The organism is Sporosarcina sp. FSL K6-1522 (genome assembly GCF_038622445.1).
Lineage (GTDB): Bacteria > Bacillota > Bacilli > Bacillales_A > Planococcaceae > Sporosarcina.
The window spans coordinates 3197869-3215907 of sequence record NZ_CP152019.1; the positions used below are offsets into that span (position 1 = coordinate 3197869).

Below are 18039 nucleotides of genomic sequence, written 5' to 3' on the forward strand. Positions count from 1 at the left end.
CCCCAACATCCATTCCACCAGCCTCTGTAAATACGTCCGATTGTCGGATAAGTCATTTCTATCGCATTACTGAACAGTATCCGATTACTTTATGTATATACTGCTAGAAATATTAAGTTTATGCCAAACCCAAGCCTCAAAAATCCGTTCCATTTCTTTGCCCAATGCCTTTTCATCCAAATTCTCATCCATTCCTAATTCTTCAAAAGTAAACGTTTCTGTCGCCTCAGTTCCTTCATATTCGGCACTGCTGAATGAAAAAGTTACTGTTTTAACCACTAGCCTAACCTCCTTAAATAAGAAAGATGTGTTTTCATTCCTAAAATAACATTATTCATGGGAAAGATCATCAATCGCTTGAACAGCTAGCTCCAACGCTTTCATTCTTCTATCTAAAAGCGTCCTTTGGGGACTACCTGCCTTTAATTTCGCATAACTGTTCTTGATTGATGGAAGTAAACCAATCAGAACATTGCGGGCTTCTGCTACATCTTCCTGAGTGTAAGGATGGGGTTTTTGATGCCAAACATTTTCTAGTATGGCTAAGCCGATACAACTAGCTTTGAGTCGTTTTTTTACGAGGGTAGTATTTGCACCTTTCTGAGTCATCGTAGCCAAGGTTTTTTCGAGTTTTCGGATTGTCGATTGGAAGGATTTTATGGATTCCAATTGATCTGTAGTTGATATGTTTTGCATGATAGTGCCGCCCATTCTGCTTCGCTGCATTTCTATTGTTAAAATCATTAAAAACCTGATGTCACATACAATATTTTAACATACATTACCGATTCTATTTATTTCAGTCTACATACCTGCATGGAGTATATCTCAACTCCATATTGAATAATTAAATAAAGGACCTCCAAATAAGTTTTTTAGACTTAAATAAAAGCCAACCCAAGCAGGTACCTTCTACAAATAAAAATACAAAAGGAATCCAATTGGTTCACAGTCCAATTGGATTCCTTTTGTATTTCTATAGAATTGTAGTGAATTACCTTTATTGATAAGCTACCGGTTCGTCCTTGCGGTAGCTCTCATCGATGATTAGCACAGGTTTGATTGTTTCACCGCTATTGGATGCGGCGGAAGCCCGGTTGATATCATCAAATTTATAAAATTTCACTAGCTTTTCAAACGGGAATTTCCCTTCTTTATGAAGCTCAATCAGCAGAGGTACTGCAAGTTGCGGAACAGAATCTCCCATCAAAACTCCAGCAACACTGCGGTTGGATATTACCAGGTCCATAAATGTGTTTAACTCTAGGGAGTTTGAGGTAACTGCCAACGGAGCAGTCACGCCGCCTATTCCCAAAATATCGATTGAGGCTTTCATCACAGATGAAATTCCTGTCGTATCGACGGAATAATTGACTCCTAGTCCATCTGTAATTTCAGCGATTCTCTCTGCAAGATTTTCCGTCCTGCTATTGATTGTATGAGTGACCCCAAGTTCTTTCGCTGTTTCCAAACGTGAATCATGGATATCGATTGCGATGATTTTGGAGCAGCCTGCTATTTTTGCCCCCATAAGCGTACCCAGTCCAACCGCGCCGGTACCAAATACGGCAATCGTTGAGGTAACTTCCGCTTTCAATCCGTTCACTACTGTGCCAAAGCCTGTCAAAAGGCCGCACCCTAATGGGCCAACCAAGCGCAAATCTACTTCAGGGTCTACTTTTATCAAATTATTCACATTGGAAATACTGTGTGCTGCAAATGAGCTCTGAGTGAAGAAATTTGAAACCGGCGTCCCATCCTCTTTATAAAACGTATGGCTACCATCTGCCCGACTTCCACTCATATTAAGGGTTGTCCATTGATTGCAGGATGAAGGATGGCCTGTTCGGCAACTTGGGCAAGTGCCACAGTAATTGTAAGCCATAATCACCTGATCGCCTACTTTAAAATCTTTTACAGAGCTTCCTACCTCTTCAATAATACCAGCACCTTCATGGCCCAAAACAGCCGGCAACGGGTATGCCGCATCCCCTACACGCAATGCCTCATCGGAATGGCACATACCTGAAGCTACCATTTTCACGATTACTTCATCGGGATAAAGTTCGCCAAGCGTCAATTCCTCAAATTGATAATCCTCATTCACTCCATTGATTACTGCAGCTTTAACGCGGATCTTCTTCATCTTTGACGACTCTTTAACTACAGCGGTTTTCAAATTCATTGCCATATCCCCCTGCCTTCATATTTTACTAGAATGCGTCCAGTATCTGTGAGACATACATGCAATTTACCAAGCTGGCTTGTCCTGCCTCCCAGAATCTTAGGAAAAATCCCTAATCTCCTACCCTGTCGACATTAGTAACCACTCTAATTTTAGAATAGTCTATCAATTTAGTCAACAGGCACCTATATCAATATTAAAATGACGATTCTGGCCTCCAGTGGAGTATAGATCAAAATCATTTTATCGGAAATGGCGGTTTTGAAATAAGTTGATTCAGTTATGCGTCAGTTTGTGATGATGATTACTTGGTGCCTTCAACAGGAATCTGTTTCATAATTCCAGCCTTCAATTCCTGTGCTTCCGTCTCAATTGCACATAAGGCAAATGCTTTTGCTAGTACCGTAACAACCTGCATGAAGCATTCCTTTTCCTATTCACTAAGGCCGATAATGAAATCCATCACTGACGTGATGGATTTCATGTGTTTGGTTGCTTTTTCGGAATGGAAAATAATAATAAGTAGTACCTTTGCAGCAAACAATCATGAAAGTTTAAACGTTCATGATTGTTTCTTACACAGGTACTCGAATTTAAGCGTTCAAGACATTATTCGAGACCATTTGTCCAACAATTCTACCACGTCTTGGTTTAGCTATACTCATTAATTAAATGATTAAACCAAAAGTAAAAACTCGGCCAGGGATTCCCCAGGCCGAGTTTTAATAACCAGATTAACGAAAAAGTTGTAGAACCCCTTGTGGTTGTTACTTGCCGCCCTACGGATTTCATCATCATAACAGTTGCCTTATACGGTGTATCCTAGTCGCTAAACGTTCTCCACTCTTTCGAGACAGAAGCCCCTTACCGATTTACGGTCCCATCGTTAGGCCTAATGCACCAAATCCAGTAGCGCACGCTAGCTTTCATATTACGTTATTTTGCTATTTTGAAATCATTTGGTTGATATACTAATAAATCTGCTCGCTTACGGTTGGTTGCAATAATATAAATTGCAATAATCGCAATGAATGCTGCAATGAACGTGCCAAGATTGAAGAGCCCTTTTTCGGAGTACCACACAATGGAATAGCCGATTGCGCCTGTTAATAGCGCGTAGTACGTAAATGGGAATAATGTTTTCCTGATAACTGCCCCTTCTTTTCCGACCAATCCTACTACGGCAGAGGCAGCTACAACATTATGCACACAAATCATGTTTCCTGCCGCTCCGCCAACTGCCTGAAGAGCCACGATCCATGTAGCGTCAACACCAATCTGTGTTCCTACATCATACTGAAACAATGCGAACATCATATTACTTACCGTATTACTCCCTGCAATAAAGGCGCCTATTCCACCAATAAATGTAGCGAAGAACGGCCAAAAATCTCCCGCTAGAGCTGCAGCTCCGTTTGCCAATTCAATTGGCATTTTATCGTATCCTGCCGCTCCACCACCTGAATTCAAGAAAACTTGAACCATTGGAACGGTAAAAACAAGGGCTGTTGATGCAGCAATCATCGTTTTACCCGATTGAGCCCAAGCACGCTTGTATGCTTGTTTGTTCATGCCATGCAGGAAATAGGTGATGATGGAAACAAAAACAAAGATTGTTCCTGTCGAATACAACGGTTGAAAGCTTGCTGTAATGCCTGAACCGAAAATATTCTCAAGACTTAACGTCCATGACTGTGACCATTCTAAGAATGGTAGCGCTTTCAATCTTGTTAAAACTAAAATTAATCCGATTAATATATACGGTGCCCATGCACGAACCATGCTCATGCTTCCGCTTTTATGGGCGATATCTTTGATTTCTAGCTTGCCACTCCATTCAGGATCCCACTTTGATTTCTCTTCAAAATCCCATACTTCATCCTTAGGGGGCAATAGAAAACCTTTCTTCGCTGCGGGGACGACTATGGCTAAACCAACTAATCCACCTATCATGGATGGAAACTCAGGACTAAGAACGTGCGCTATAATCACATAGGGAATCGTCATGGCAAAAGCTGCGAACAAAGCAAACTTCCACACCTTAATTCCTTCGGTAAAAGATTTATTCTTACCGAAAAATCGGGTCATTAGAGCCACAACAAAAAGGGGAATGAGTGTCCCAGCAATCAAATGCAGGATTGCCACTTGCCCACCAATCGAGGTTACTAACGCAAGAAAGTTGTCCGTAATACTGGCATCAGCAGATAATCCTGTTTGAACCCCAACTAGCAGTGGCGCGCCTACAGCCCCAAAGGAAACCGGCGTGCTTTGGATAACCATTCCGGCAACAACAGCCGCCATTGCTGGAAACCCTAACCCAACTAGTAGCGGTACTGCAACTGCAGCAGGTGTTCCAAATCCAGCAGATCCTTCAATAAAAGATCCAAAGAGCCAGGCAATAATAATGACCTGAATGCGTCGATCCTCAGTAATGCCTGTGAACCCCTGTCGAATTGTTTTAATCCCACCGCTTTCTTGCAGCGTATTCAACAGCAAAATAGCCCCAAAAATAATGTACAATAACGTCCCTGCTACAACAAGTCCATTAATGGACGCTGCTACAACATTTGCACCCGGCACCTTCCAGATAAATATCGCAAGCACGATTGCTACTACATAGGAAATTGGCATGGCTTTACTTGCGGACCACCTAAGACCCACTAAAAAAGCCGCGACTGCTAAAATAGGTAAAAGTGATAAGAAAGCTAACATTCCCGTACTCATACTCATTTCCCCTTCCCCTTTTTAACTTTGCTTGTACAGTTTATTCAATTCGTTTTAACAATATTAAGAAAACCCCTCCCCCCAAAAAGCTAAAATGCAATGAAAAATTGCCTGAATTTCTTTTTCAAGGAATTCAGGCAAAACGTAAGACTTTTCTAACACTAAGCAGATACGTACAGCTCAAACATATTCAACTACTTCTACTTAATTTATTAACGGGTTTTTGCCCCTACTTTTGCTGCTACAAACGTATTTCGAAGAGATCCAATCTCCTTGATCACACACTCAATGACTCCGCCAGCTCCGACAAACTCTGCACCCACAGGACTTCCTGATAAGATTACATCACCAGGCTTAAGTGTCATCACGGTTGTAAGATAAGAAACCATTTTGCGAATCGGAATAATCATTAACTCCATCCCGCTGTTTTGCTTTTCTACACCATTCAATTTAGCTTCGACTTTGACTTGAGAGGGATCAAGTACTGTTTCAATAATAGGACCTAGAGGCGTGAAGGTGTCGAATGCTTTACCGATTGTCCAGTGCCCATCTTGATGGAAAAACCGAGGCGCTGTGACGTCGTTTCCAACGGTATAACCAAATATATACTCCAAAACCTTTGATTCAGGAACATTTTTTGCTTCTTTTCCAATCACAATCGCCAATTCTGATTCAAATTTCACTTGATCAATACCCTCTGGTATGACAATGTCTTCTTCCGGTCCAATGATAGATGAAGTTGGCTTAAAGAAAAAGACTGGTATTTTCGGTAGCTCACTCGGTAAATCTGCCTTTTGGGCTACGTAATTTGCACCGATACCAATGATTTGGTTTGGCTCTAATGGCGCCAGTAGTGTCACCTCACTCACTGAAAACGTTTCATCCGTATACGCCCAATCGCCAAATATATCCCCCTCAATTGCTTTCACAATATCCTCTATGATAACGCCTTTATAAACAGCAGAACCCTCTACCTTAAATCTGGAAAATTTCATGTGAGTGCTCCTTCCATTTTCCATTCTTTTGTGGAACATACAGTCTAGTTTACTTACTATTGGTTCCATTGCGCGCTAACCTTTTGATAGTTATTACCAATCGATAAAACAAGGCATCCTACTTGAATAGAATACCCTGTCATCAACTTCAATGTTCACTTAGTAACGCCAGCATAAAATACTATTGTTTGACAGCTAATTTAGCTTTCGCCTCAAGACGTCGGCGGTGCAGAATTGGCTCCGTATAACCGCTTGGCTGCGCGTAGCCTTCGAATACAAGTTCAGATGCTGCCTGGAACGCCACCGAACTGTCATAGTCCTTAGCCATCGGCAAGTAGTCGGCGTCTCCAGCGTTTTGCTCATCCACTACCTTCGCCATACGCTGTAAAGTCTCCACTACTTGTTCCTTCGTACAAATTCCGTGATGAAGCCAGTTTGCCACGTGCTGACTCGAAATACGCAGTGTAGCACGGTCTTCCATTAGCCCCACGTTGTTAATGTCCGGCACTTTTGAGCAACCAATTCCTTGGTCGACCCAGCGAACAACATAGCCAAGGATCCCCTGTGCATTGTTATCCAGTTCTTGTTGAATTTCTTCAGCACTCCACTGTGGATTCACTTCAATTGGGATTTGCAAAATAGCCTCTCGCAAATCTTGCACTTCTTTCGCAAGCGCATTTTGTACTTGCATTACATCCACTTGATGATAATGCAGGGCGTGTAACGTTGCTGCTGTAGGAGATGGCACCCATGCAGTGTTTGCCCCTGATTGTACGTGACCGACCTTTTGCTCGAGCATGTCCGCCATCAGGTCTGGCATTGCCCACATGCCTTTGCCAATTTGGGCATGGCTTTGAAAACCACTCGCAAGACCAACGTTTACATTTGATTTTTCATAGCCTTGCAGCCACTTTGAGGCTTTCATTTCACTTTTACGAATCATTGGACCCGCCTCCATTGACGTGTGCATTTCATCGCCCGTTCGATCTAAAAATCCGGTGTTAATAAACACAACCCGGTCCTTTACCTCGCGAATGCAATTTTTCAAATTCAACGAAGTCCGGCGTTCTTCATCCATGACACCAATTTTAAGGATATTCCTTTCCAGTCCTAGTAAATCTTCAACTCGATCAAATAGCTGGTTGGCAAAAGCCACCTCTTCTGAACCATGCATTTTCGGTTTCACGATATAGATTGAACCCTTAGAGGAATTTTGTAATGATTCATTTCCTAACAGTGAATGCTTCGCGCACAAGCTCGTAATCACACAATCCAAAATACCTTCCTGGATTTCTTCACCGTTGTGATCTAAAATCGCGTTATTGGTCATCAAGTGTCCGACATTTCGGATAAACATCAGGGAACGTCCTGGCAGTGTTACTTTTTCTCCACTTGGGGACTTGTAGATGCGATCAGGATTAAGCGTACGCGTTACTAACTGTTTATTTTTTGTGAATTCAGCAGTCAAATCGCCTTTCATCAGACCTAGCCAGTTGCCGTACACGCTCACCTTATCTTCCGCGTCAACCGCTGTTACAGAGTCTTCGCAATCCATGATTGTTGAAAGAGCCGCCTCCATCAGGATGTCTTTCACACCCGCATGATCCGTTTTACCGATTGAATGCCTGCGGTCTACCTGAATTTCAAAATGCAATCCATTGTTTTTCAGCAACACAGCTGTCGGATTTCCCTGCTGTCCCTGATAGCCAGCTAGTTTTTCCACGTTTTTCAGCACGTCTTTTTCTCCATTCGCAAGCGTAACGGTCAATTTACCTTCGACGATGCCATAGTGCACAGCGTCTTTATGCGAAGCCCCCGTCAATGGTGCGGCTTGATCTAGAAAGTCCTTTGCAAATTGGATAACCTTGTCACCACGAACCGGATTATAGCCCCCTCCTAAGTGAGCGCCTCCCGCTTCACTGATGGCATCTGTTCCATACAACGCATCGTATAGGCTATTCCAGCGGGCATTGGCTGCATTAATCGCATAACGTGCATTATCTACTGGAACGACTAACTGAGGTCCTGCCTGGACAGCGATTTCATCGTCGACGTTGTCAGACTGAACTTGAAAATCTTCCGTTTCTGGTTCAAGATAGCCAATTTCCTCTAAAAACGATTTATACTTTTCAAAATCAAGGTCCTTATTTTCACGGTGCCATGCATTGATTCTGTCTTGTAGTTCATCTCGTTTAGCCAATAATTCCTTGTTCTGTGGCGTTAAGTCATGGACAAGCCTTGAAAAATCGAACCAGAACTTTTCTGGATCTACTCCACTTCCCGGAAGAGCCTTTGCGTTAATAAATTCATAGAGAACAGATGCCACTTGAAGATTATTCGTTTTGACGTAGTTTACCAAATTACTATTCCTCCTTTAAATTCCCTTGTTTCCTTTAAAAAAGGACTGCTTCTTTCATCTCTTTTTTCACTTCTGCACAGCGTCCCGGCGTCGGAAATAACTTCCCCGCATTTAATAGATTGTCAGGATTGAATACTTCGCGAATATTCGTCTGGGCAATAATTTCTTCATCCTTAAATACAAAACGCATTTCTTCTTTTTTCTCAATCCCAACCCCATGCTCGCCAGTAATGGTTCCACCAGCATCGGCACACACTTGCAAACAAGCACTCCCAGCTACGATTGCCTTTTCGGTTTCGCCTGGAATCCTAGCATCGAAAAGGACAAGCGGGTGAAGGTTTCCGTCCCCAGCGTGAAAAATATTGGCAATGCGCAAACCTGATTCTTGACTAATTTCATCGATTCTGTTTAATACTTCTGGCAGCTTACTTCGAGGAATCACACCGTCTTGCACTAAGTAATCTGGTGATATCGCTCCCATTGCTCCAAACCCAGTTTTACGATTTGCCCACCATCTCTCTCTTTCCTGCTCATCCTTAGCCGCTCTCACTTCTCGCACATTTCTGTTTTTACAAACTTCTAGTATCAAGTTTATTTGCTCATCAATCCCTGCAGAAATCCCGTCTACTTCAATCAATAATAGCGCCGCAATGCCTTTCGGATGTCCTACAGGAAAGGCAGCCGCTTCAACGCCCTCGATTGCTGTTTTATCCATCATTTCAAGAGCTGCCGGGACAATGCCCGCTGAGATAATATCCGATACTGCTTGACTTCCATCAGTCACGTTATCAAAATAAGCAAGCACCGTTTTCTTGCTTTCAGGGTTTTTCAAAATACGAACGGTTATTTTCGTTACAATTCCTAATGTCCCCTCTGAACCCGTTAACAAACCAAGCAGATCGTAACCAGGTGCATCAGGAATTCCATTTTCCCCCACTTCAATAATGTCTCCATTTGGCATAACAACCTCTAGGCCAAGGATATGGTTGGTTGTAACCCCATACTTGAGACAGTGCGCCCCACCTGCATTCTCAGCAACATTCCCGCCGATCGTACAGCAATACTGACTTGACGGATCAGGTGCATAGTAATACCCTTTGTCAGAAATGGAGTTTGTTAGCTTCAGATTGATAAAACCAGGCTCCACAACTGCACGCCTGTTTTCCAGATCGACACTGACTAGCTTCTTCATTCTGACTAAACTAATGATTACTTCATTATTAATTGGAATCGCACCACCGCTTAAGCCAGTACCTGCTCCGCGGGCAAGGAAAGGTAACTGATGATCAGAACAGTATTTTACAAGCCGTGAAACTTCCTCCGTATTTTTTGGAAATACAACTGTTTTTGGCAAATGCCTATGAACCGTAAATCCATCGCAGTCATACGCCAGTAAATCTTCCTTGTGGTAAAGGATTGAACTTGACCCACCGACAATATTGGCGAGATTAATAATATGTTTATCCTTTGTTTCAATCTTATTTACCGCCATTTCTCTCCCCCCTCGAGACCATCCTCTTTTTGATAGGCCCAGTCCAGTAGCTGAACTGTATGCACTACTTTTTGATTTCTTCCGTATTTCTTGACGCCGATTGCCATCTGAAGCATACATCCGGGATTCCCCATAGAAATCATATCTACATCTTCAGGAACATTCTCCATTTTACTTTCGAGGATGGCCCCTGCCATTTCTGGATTGGTAATATTGTAAATACCGGCACTTCCACAACAGCGATCCGCGTTTGGCATATGAATCATTTCGACACCTGGAATATCCAACAAAATGTCGCGTGGCTCCTGACGTACTCCTTGACCATGTGCTAAATGACAAGCATCGTGATAGGTAACACGCGTGTTTAGTTGTGCTTTTGGTTTTTCATAGCCTGTGTCATGAAGATATTTTGAAATATCATCTACTTTTGCGGAAAACTCTTCTGCTTTTGCTTGCCATTCCGGTTCTTGTTCCTGGAACAGTTCCGCGTATTCCTTTAGCATGCAGCCACACCCGGCAGCGTTCACAATTACTTTTTCAGAATCCTTGAATGCTTCTATATTCTGCTTTGCAAGCTTCCTGCCCGTGTCGCGGTCTCCAGCATGTACGTGAAGTGCGCCACAGCAAGTTTGTGTTTTCGGGATGTTCACATCATTTCCGTTCCGTGTTAGAACGTTGATCGTCGATTCATTAATATCACTGAACATCACATCCATTACACAGCCCGTTAAAAATGCCACTTCGTTCTTTGTTTCACCCTTTGCCTTGATAACCGTTTCATTGTTAAATTTTTTCCGGACAGGTTGTTGCACTTCTGGCATAACCGCTTCCATATCAACTAAATGCTGAGGCATCACATTGATTAGCTTCGTTTTTCGGACAACTTTCTGCATGCCGCTTTTTTGGTAAAACCGTAAAAAGCTTCCGAACGTATTTAATCGATTTTGATGTGGAAACATTCCTTGTAGAAAGAATTTGCTTACCGTTCCTTTCAAGCCTGTTAATGGAATCGCCTGGCGTATTTGACCTCGAGCTTCTTCAATTAGACCACCGACATCCACATCTGCCGGGCAAGCCGTTGTGCATGCCCGGCAATCTAGACAAGCAAAAATGGGATCCATAAACTGCTTATTTACTTCCAGTTTCCCTTCTGCCACCGACTTCATGAGATGGACACGTCCACGAGGAGAATGTTGTTCTTGTCCAGTTAGTTCATAGGTCGGGCAAGATTCCAAACACATTCCACAATGTGTACAATCTGCCCACTTTTTTTCATCTGGGTGATCACTCCAAAGATAATTGCTGAAGCTTTTTTGAGTCGTACAGGCTGGGACTTTTTCAACATCCATTTCTTTCAAAACCATGTTTAAATCCCTCCCACGAATCGATTCGAATTAAGAATTTTGTTTGGATCAACCTTTGATTTAATTCCTTCTAATAAGAAGAAATACGATGGCTTCTCCCCCCAAACATCCACTTTCTGACGGAGAGATAAAGGTAAATGCTTCACAACCACATAACCGCCAAGCTTCGCAATCCTATTTCGCAGGTGGTGAATGGCTCCTTCAATATCCTCACTCGTGCCTGTTAGATGTACTTGGCATAATCCATGCCCTAGGCCACCATGCGCCTCAACTTTTAAATTGAATGAGTCCATTAACGCTTCACTCTCCCGTATCACAGTTGGGACATCGAGATTCACAACCCCAATTTTCAGAGAGGCCACTGTTTCCTTCCTTGTGTATTCCTCTGCACCATTCGGACAAATCGTGTAAAACTGATGCCAAAATAATTGGGCTTCATTTTGAGAAAGAATGTCTATGCTTGTACCTGGAGGCTGGATGCTTTGAACAATTTTTTCTTGATAACGCACAGAGCTTTCTACATCCTCAAAAGAGATTGCTAACGTATACGTAAATTGTCCACTAAGCTTTTGAGCTAAAGAAGGATTCAATAATTCAAGCGTGATAGGCTCCAACGTTGAATCTAAAAGCGTTTTGGAAAACGTTCGAATGTCATCAAGATTGCCTTCCGGGAAAAATACGAGGATAAGACTTTCACATTTTGCAAGTGGACGAAGCTTTACAGTGACCTCTGAGACAACTCCGAGTGTTCCCATTGCACCGATAAAAAGCTTGTTCATATCATACCCCGCCACATTTTTCACCACTTTCCCACCGGAACGAATGACGGTTCCATCAGGATAAACGTTCCGAAGTCCAATCACCACATCACGTGAAGATCCATATCCTAGACGTTTGGGACCGCTTTCATTTGCTACAACAATACCCCCAATCGTTGCCAATTCAGGCCATGCAGGATCCAATGAAATTTTCTGGTTGTACTTCGCTAAGTATTCTTGCAGCTCTTGAAAGGTTGTGCCTGCCTTAACGGTAAGTGTCATGTCGCCCGCTGTATGCTCGACAATTCCTTTATAATTCGCCAGTGAAAGGAGGATATCCGCAGATTCAGTTAAGCCGCCAAACCCTCTTTTCGTTCCTCCGCCCATCACGGTTATTTTTTTCCCATAATCGTTGGCGTATTTTAAGATAGCGGCGATTTCCTCTTCTAAAGTTGGGAAAACGCTCACCTGTCCGCTGTTACCGAGGGGATGGTGTGGATTTTCTCCTTCTTTGATTCGTTCCTTCGGGATAACTGATGTTAAGTCACTTACAAGCTCTGTTGCGATCAAGTGCAAACACCTCCAATTATTATGTCAATACAAACACGATTTTATGGTACCGCGATCCTACTGAAATTCATCATTATTTCCGCAATGACTGCTGTAAAATATGGCTTTTCAAAAGCTCCTCCTCAACAAAATTTAAATGGTTGCTCATCATACGATGTGCTTTTGTCGATTCCCTTTTTTTAACAGCTTCGTAGATTTCAAGATGCTGGTTTTCGATTTTTTTAACCGTGTCGGGATATTTCTTGATGTATTGATGAAAATCAATCATCGATTTTTTAGTCGTTTCTGAAATAAACCGCATAAATTGGATCAACATTTCATTGCCCGTTGATTCTGCCATTGCCAGATGAAAATGATAATCAGACTCCCATTCGTTGGCAGATGGATTGAAAATGCATTCCCCCATCTTCAGTAAGTCTTCCTCCGTTCGGTGTATGGCGGATGTTTCAGCTATTCCAGTTTCTAAAATTTTTCTTACTTGAAAAAGCTCAATGATATCTTTTGAACTGGGAAGTAACAGATGATGGTTAAACAAATTGGATGAATCAAACTCGCAAATATATGTCCCTTCCCCTTGCTTCACATAAACGGTTCCTTTTCCACTTAAAGTTGTGATTGCATCACGGACCGCAGATCTTCCAACACCAAACAAATCACACAGCTCACGGACAGAAGGAAGCTTCTCACCTGCCTGAAACGTGCCCATTTCAATTAGCTTTTCAATTTCTTCTGTAACCGATTCCGATACTTTCTTTGTTGGAATTTTTTCAACAATCATGAATCCTTCCACCTTTCCTAACAGACATCACATATCTGACAAGCTATCTCGTAGCTTTAATTAAATCACCCGAATTCAGAATATTCAATAGTATTTTAGAATTGAATGAATATTAGGATTATTGAACGAGTTATTGTTGCTTTGTATTCATTTTTTATGAACAAGCATCTTAACAGGACATTCCCTACTATAATTTGCTTGTTTTTGTCTGATTAACGGGGAAATTTGAACTTTGGGAGGTTTTTTCCCGATTTTTGGTGAGTGAATTGAAGTATCAGGTTACTAGGAATAAATCACATTCAGCGGGTAAACAAAAAAAGAATTACACAGAAATAAGTCGATGTAATTCTTTTAAAGGCTAGTGATAATATGTATACTTTTGATTGTTTTGGTGGCCCGTATGAATATCAGGTTTCTTGACTTAAAATTCTGTGTTTGCGCATGGAATAAATCCATCTTCCTTTAAAGTAGAAGTTATCTCCACACGAACATCAATCCCGCTATCTTTAGCGTTTTAATCTCCTCTTCTGTAATTTCAAGCATCCCGCCGCGCTCCCTTGTTAATATTTTCAGTAACAATTGATACAATCCAAGTCAAAAGTACTTATTATCCTACACGACTCAATGTTAAACATTAATTAACTGTACTTATCTACTTTAGTTTTACCATAGAAGCCATTAATAAGCAGACTAGCAAACAGGGAAATCCCAGTAAACTCCATTGCTTTATTTAAAATAGTATGGACACTCAATGCAAATTGACCGATATTATCAGTTAATAAAATTTCAATCATACTATTGCCTATTTTGGACGGTGCCGTCATAAAATGCTGGGAGAAGCTAAAATAAAATTGGTCCCAGCGAGTAACTTTCACTCCTCCCGTTTCCATATCATACAGACTAAAAATAAGATCATAAATAATAAATGAAAACACTATATCTGGAAATAATAAAAACATAAAAAATAGAATTATATATATAGATCTCGTCCCTATGAAAGCTTGTTTTTCCGGATTTATTTGCATTATTACACTAAACATCGTTCTTAAGATATAATATCCTGTCGCAAGTATTATTAATACAAGCACCGTAATAATGATACCTCTCTCACCTTTTTTGCTTAAGTGTTCTCCAAATTGCAAGATGAAATACATTAAATCTAGGAGAAGTAAACCAAATAAAATTGGTTTTATAACAAAAAAATAATGATGTGGGAAAGGTGTTTTAATTAGTAGTAAAAATAACAATAAAATTGCAGATACTATTAATAAGAACGGTAGAAAGAATTCACTTGGAAATAAAGGCATGGCAGCGTAAAACAACATAGCAAAAAAAAGAATATAGTTAGAAACTTTTTCATTCAATATCCACTTCATTTCTATATCTCCTCCGATAATGTAAAATAAAAGTTCCTGTTAATGATAAATCAATAGATGACCTTTCCTCACCCAATTTTCTATTAACAAATTTTTCGCCGCTAATATTTTCGTACACTTTTAAATCACCAGAAGTCACCCAATAATCGACCTTGTAATAGTATTCAACATCTAAATAGTGCCCCATAAAACTTTCATCTGTAATTGATTTATAAAACTTCCCGACTTTTCCCATGAACGTTTTCGCGGCAACTTGAAAATGATTAATTTCATCTCTTGGCCAATCAACTTGATAGTTCCGTTATTAACGTACTTTTTAATATTATATTACCCGATTATATCGTTAGTATTTTTTACTTCTTTCCCTTTATCGTATTGGTTTATAAGAATTTTATTTTTTAGATTGTGGCCATTTGACAATTCGTTTTTTGAACAATACTTAACCTTTCCCAATTTCCTCCCACATTTTCAACTTACTCCACAAAACTACGATATTCGCCAATACCGTCATGCTGTGAAGGGTTTGGAATATGCCGAAATGCTCATTAGCCTAGCAGATAAATCCGTCAACAGTCGCTACACCGGGAAAAATTCGAATAAACTTCTTGATAAACCCACGAAGTTTTTGGATTTCCCCCTTTGTAAACTATATGTTCGCTGTTCATAAAAAAACTAACAAGACTCTTTCCCAAATACTGGCGGAATACATTGAGAAAGAGAATAGGAAAAGTTTTTTATAATCATTTTTTCTTACTCCAACATGTAAAGAAAAGGTCTTCCATCGTGGTGTCGCAACCCTGGAAGACCTTTATTCATACTTTCATATCTGTTGCAACTTCGGATAGGGAACCAACCGGATATCAATCAGAGACGGTAATAGGTTCTGAAAAATAATTTGAAATTGTTTCGGAATCCGGTACCCTCAAGGTCTCACCTTAATCCCCTTCTCACTTCATCCCATTTTTCTTTCAATGGCATTCCTTCCACAGTGGCTTATTCCAACATCTCATCGATAGGTGCCATGGGTCTGAATGGGTATTGACAATATCACAATCCGCGAAAGAACAAGAATGGTTTCAGTACCTAGTCCCCCGTGAGAACAGCACCTTTCATTCATCCCCCACCACCAGCAGCCCCCTGAGCAGCTTTCGCACAATCAATCGCCACAACAAGTGCCACGAGAAGCGGTTCCATTTCATCATCCGCAATTTGTAACTGGTAACTATCGCCCCATGTGAACCACTTTTTGCTGACGGCGCCGATCATTTCTCCGTTTTAGTACACTTCGAAATCCATGTCCCACCAATTTCCCTGTACTTCTATCCCGGCGGCATCAATCGTATACCGTGCTTTCAAAAAAGAAAATTCCTTTTTAATCATCAGCGTTTCTCGCCCATGTACATCCACCAAGAAAGTCGGCAGGAAACTAAATGTTTTCTTCGTAATCATCGCAACTTCCTGCCTGGCCGCATCCATAATCGAAAACGTCTTCGGCACTTGCATGAAGCTCCCTTCCACAAAATACACTTCGTTCTCCAGTTCATCTTTCACCGAAAACTTACCACTCAAGCTCAATACCTTTTGCTTGATATACAGCTGTCTCATGCAATCCCCCCCAGACGATTTCTAATCAATCCTCTTATCTTTCATACGAAACGAATGAAGAAACGTTTCAATTTTGGAGGAGTTTCTTTTTAGCACCACACATTTAGAACCTGGCATCACTCAAACCCACCTCCGCACCAACACCCGCTCCCCCGCCCAGGTATGTCCCAGATAATACGGGCATGCAACAAATTGTTGGCGGTGGAAGTATAAAATGTACACGGACCCCTTTCATCGAAATGAAGGAGCTTTGACATTGGCCAAGCGTTTCGGTTACTCCCAGAATAAATAAAAATGCCAGGTTCTAACACAATTCAGAATTGCGTTAGAACCTGGCACCTTATTCAATGAAGTTTTTGCAAAGAAGTAAATACCCAGCTTACATGACAGTTATTGGAGGTTCATTACTTTTCTCCCCTAACACCAGAAAACCTAACCATTATAAACACTTGCGCATGTTCCTGCTGCTGGTTCATAAAAACAATGATTTTTAAATTGACCAGTAAAAGGTTGCCCGTACCAGGTTGGAGGACAGGGAGCATACGGATTAAAGTACCAAAGGGCGAATTTCGCTGGATGTTCTCTCCAATGATCCAAATTTTGTTTTGCTAACCTTTTTTCTGTAGATCTCGCTCTCTGATAAAATAAATTCCCTTTTTGCACGGCTTCAAAAGAATAATTATTTCCTTGCACCTGAAAAATGACATCTTCAATTGATCTTACGTCCCCGAAGTCCAAGCAATCCGCGACCGCACGGTTAACAATAACATTGCCAACATATAACATCCCTTGCTTTCCTTCACCTTCAGCTTCCGCTCTCATCATCCTTGCCATTAGATCAACGTCTGCATCTCGATATTTGACTCTTGCCATTTTTCCACCCCAACTGTATGGTATGAAAGAAAGTGTACATTGATGTCATTTCCAAAAAAAGGAATATCTACCACTTCAGCGAGCGCCCTATCTGTGGAAGTTTAGCGTGTACGTTAGTTTGCTTTAGAACTGGATATTTTTATGTGTTTCTTTTATCCTCCATGTTCTTCAATTATCCGCATTGCAATGCCCGTTAACTCGTCATGTTCAGTAAATCGTTCACTAAGCATATCCGTAAGAATATGTTCTAGGAAGTATTGTACACAGTTCATATCTTGAAACAGCAGTATTGTCCTTAATGCTTCTTCGTATATCTCTATAAACAAAGGCTCTGGATTATCCTTTTGAATCTCACCAAATGCTTCATAAAGCAAATCAATTTTATCAGCAACAGATAAAATGCACCCCTCCAATGTTTCATCTTTACCTTCTTTAAATCGCTCCAAATAAATGTCTTGAAACTCAGATGGAAGTTCCTTTTCTACAAACTTTCTTGTCATTTCCTCCTCTACTTCACTGAATAGTTGCTTCAACTCTTTCGAAGCATATTTAACTGGCGTCTTTATATCTCCCGTAAAAAGTTCCGCGTAATCATGGTTCAATGCCTTTTCATATAGGATTCTCCAATCCACTTTCCGACCAGATTCCTCTTCGACCGTTCCAAGAAATTGAGCGATTTTTGTAACCTTAAATGAATGACTGGCGACGGAATGCTCCTGATATTTAAACTTTCCTGGACAACGAATAATTTGTTCTAAATCAGATAAGCTTTTAAAATATTGATGTACACCCATCATATTCATCACCTTTCTTTAGTTTTGGGGGCTATCGCATAGAAAACCTAGTCAGACAACGACTCATATTTATACTTTATAACAGGGCTGTGTTCGCTTTAAGCATTGTCTTTCAATACTTTCCCTTATTCTGACTAAAGTATGCAGGAAAGGGACTAATATCATA

General features: G+C 41.0%; 14 protein-coding genes and 1 pseudogene. All 15 read right to left on the bottom strand.

Annotation, left to right across the window (positions count from 1 at the left end; translation table 11 throughout):
- Nucleotides 1-84: 84 nt before the first annotated feature.
- The 15 genes and pseudogenes from MKY34_RS15825 to MKY34_RS15895 all read right to left on the bottom strand — a co-directional run bounded on the left by MKY34_RS15825 (nucleotide 85) and on the right by MKY34_RS15895 (nucleotide 17873).
- Nucleotides 85-279 carry a hypothetical protein gene (locus tag MKY34_RS15825; protein ID WP_342512088.1) on the bottom strand — a complete coding sequence of 65 codons (195 nt, stop codon included), beginning with the start codon at nucleotides 277-279 and terminating at the stop codon, nucleotides 85-87.
- A 51-nt stretch (nucleotides 280-330) separates the two neighbouring features.
- Nucleotides 331-696 (bottom strand): hypothetical protein, encoded by a 366-nt coding sequence (locus MKY34_RS15830; protein WP_342512089.1) that lies wholly within the window; start codon nucleotides 694-696, stop codon nucleotides 331-333.
- A gap of 304 nt (nucleotides 697-1000) precedes the next feature.
- The gene (locus MKY34_RS15835) at nucleotides 1001-2185 is read right to left on the bottom strand and encodes an NAD(P)-dependent alcohol dehydrogenase (RefSeq protein ID WP_342512090.1); all 1185 of its coding nucleotides are present in this window, start codon (nucleotides 2183-2185) and stop codon (nucleotides 1001-1003) included.
- A 936-nt stretch (nucleotides 2186-3121) separates the two neighbouring features.
- On the bottom strand, nucleotides 3122-4909 hold the full coding sequence (locus MKY34_RS15840) for an L-lactate permease (protein ID WP_342512091.1): 1788 nt from the start codon (nucleotides 4907-4909) through the stop codon (nucleotides 3122-3124).
- A gap of 212 nt (nucleotides 4910-5121) precedes the next feature.
- A complete protein-coding gene (locus MKY34_RS15845; protein WP_342512092.1) occupies nucleotides 5122-5904 on the bottom strand; it encodes a fumarylacetoacetate hydrolase family protein in 783 nt (260 codons plus the stop codon).
- Between the two features lie 181 nt (nucleotides 5905-6085).
- A complete protein-coding gene (locus tag MKY34_RS15850; protein WP_342512093.1) occupies nucleotides 6086-8263 on the bottom strand; it encodes a malate synthase G in 2178 nt (725 codons plus the stop codon).
- A 34-nt stretch (nucleotides 8264-8297) separates the two neighbouring features.
- Complete coding sequence (locus MKY34_RS15855; RefSeq protein ID WP_342512094.1) at nucleotides 8298-9755, bottom strand: FAD-linked oxidase C-terminal domain-containing protein; 1458 nt, start codon at nucleotides 9753-9755, stop codon at nucleotides 8298-8300.
- Nucleotides 9746-11119 carry a (Fe-S)-binding protein gene (locus MKY34_RS15860; RefSeq protein WP_342512095.1) on the bottom strand — a complete coding sequence of 458 codons (1374 nt, stop codon included), beginning with the start codon at nucleotides 11117-11119 and terminating at the stop codon, nucleotides 9746-9748. The genes MKY34_RS15855 and MKY34_RS15860 overlap by 10 nt, the downstream gene beginning before the upstream one ends.
- Nucleotides 11120-11121: 2 nt before the next feature.
- Entirely contained in the window at nucleotides 11122-12447 is a 1326-nt protein-coding gene (locus MKY34_RS15865) for an FAD-binding oxidoreductase (RefSeq protein ID WP_342512096.1), read from the bottom strand.
- Between the two features lie 73 nt (nucleotides 12448-12520).
- The gene (locus MKY34_RS15870) at nucleotides 12521-13225 is read right to left on the bottom strand and encodes a FadR/GntR family transcriptional regulator (protein WP_342512097.1); all 705 of its coding nucleotides are present in this window, start codon (nucleotides 13223-13225) and stop codon (nucleotides 12521-12523) included.
- A 638-nt stretch (nucleotides 13226-13863) separates the two neighbouring features.
- Entirely contained in the window at nucleotides 13864-14601 is a 738-nt protein-coding gene (locus tag MKY34_RS15875) for a hypothetical protein (RefSeq protein ID WP_342512098.1), read from the bottom strand.
- Nucleotides 14582-14836 (bottom strand): hypothetical protein, encoded by a 255-nt coding sequence (locus tag MKY34_RS15880; RefSeq protein WP_342512099.1) that lies wholly within the window; start codon nucleotides 14834-14836, stop codon nucleotides 14582-14584. The genes MKY34_RS15875 and MKY34_RS15880 overlap by 20 nt, the downstream gene beginning before the upstream one ends.
- A gap of 878 nt (nucleotides 14837-15714) precedes the next feature.
- A pseudogene (locus MKY34_RS15885) lies at nucleotides 15715-16206 on the bottom strand (LURP-one-related family protein).
- A 432-nt stretch (nucleotides 16207-16638) separates the two neighbouring features.
- Entirely contained in the window at nucleotides 16639-17079 is a 441-nt protein-coding gene (locus MKY34_RS15890; protein ID WP_342512100.1) for a cell wall hydrolase, read from the bottom strand.
- A gap of 152 nt (nucleotides 17080-17231) precedes the next feature.
- Entirely contained in the window at nucleotides 17232-17873 is a 642-nt protein-coding gene (locus MKY34_RS15895) for a YfbR-like 5'-deoxynucleotidase (protein WP_342512101.1), read from the bottom strand.
- Nucleotides 17874-18039 lie beyond the last annotated feature (166 nt).

Excerpts from the sequence above, each read along its gene's own strand:
- MKY34_RS15875 (WP_342512098.1), bottom strand. The coding sequence starts at position 14,601 with ATGAAGTGGATATTGAATGAAAAAGTTTCTAACTATATTCTTTTTTTT.
- MKY34_RS15845 (WP_342512092.1), bottom strand. The coding sequence starts at position 5,904 with ATGAAATTTTCCAGATTTAAGGTAGAGGGTTCTGCTGTTTATAAAGGC.
- MKY34_RS15855 (WP_342512094.1), bottom strand. The coding sequence starts at position 9,755 with ATGGCGGTAAATAAGATTGAAACAAAGGATAAACATATTATTAATCTC.
- MKY34_RS15835 (WP_342512090.1), bottom strand. The coding sequence starts at position 2,185 with ATGAATTTGAAAACCGCTGTAGTTAAAGAGTCGTCAAAGATGAAGAAG.
- MKY34_RS15895 (WP_342512101.1), bottom strand. The coding sequence starts at position 17,873 with ATGGGTGTACATCAATATTTTAAAAGCTTATCTGATTTAGAACAAATT.
- MKY34_RS15880 (WP_342512099.1), bottom strand. The coding sequence starts at position 14,836 with ATGGGAAAAGTCGGGAAGTTTTATAAATCAATTACAGATGAAAGTTTT.
- MKY34_RS15840 (WP_342512091.1), bottom strand. The coding sequence starts at position 4,909 with ATGAGTACGGGAATGTTAGCTTTCTTATCACTTTTACCTATTTTAGCA.
- MKY34_RS15860 (WP_342512095.1), bottom strand. The coding sequence starts at position 11,119 with ATGGTTTTGAAAGAAATGGATGTTGAAAAAGTCCCAGCCTGTACGACT.
- MKY34_RS15870 (WP_342512097.1), bottom strand. The coding sequence starts at position 13,225 with ATGATTGTTGAAAAAATTCCAACAAAGAAAGTATCGGAATCGGTTACA.
- MKY34_RS15890 (WP_342512100.1), bottom strand. The coding sequence starts at position 17,079 with ATGGCAAGAGTCAAATATCGAGATGCAGACGTTGATCTAATGGCAAGG.
- MKY34_RS15830 (WP_342512089.1), bottom strand. The coding sequence starts at position 696 with ATGCAAAACATATCAACTACAGATCAATTGGAATCCATAAAATCCTTC.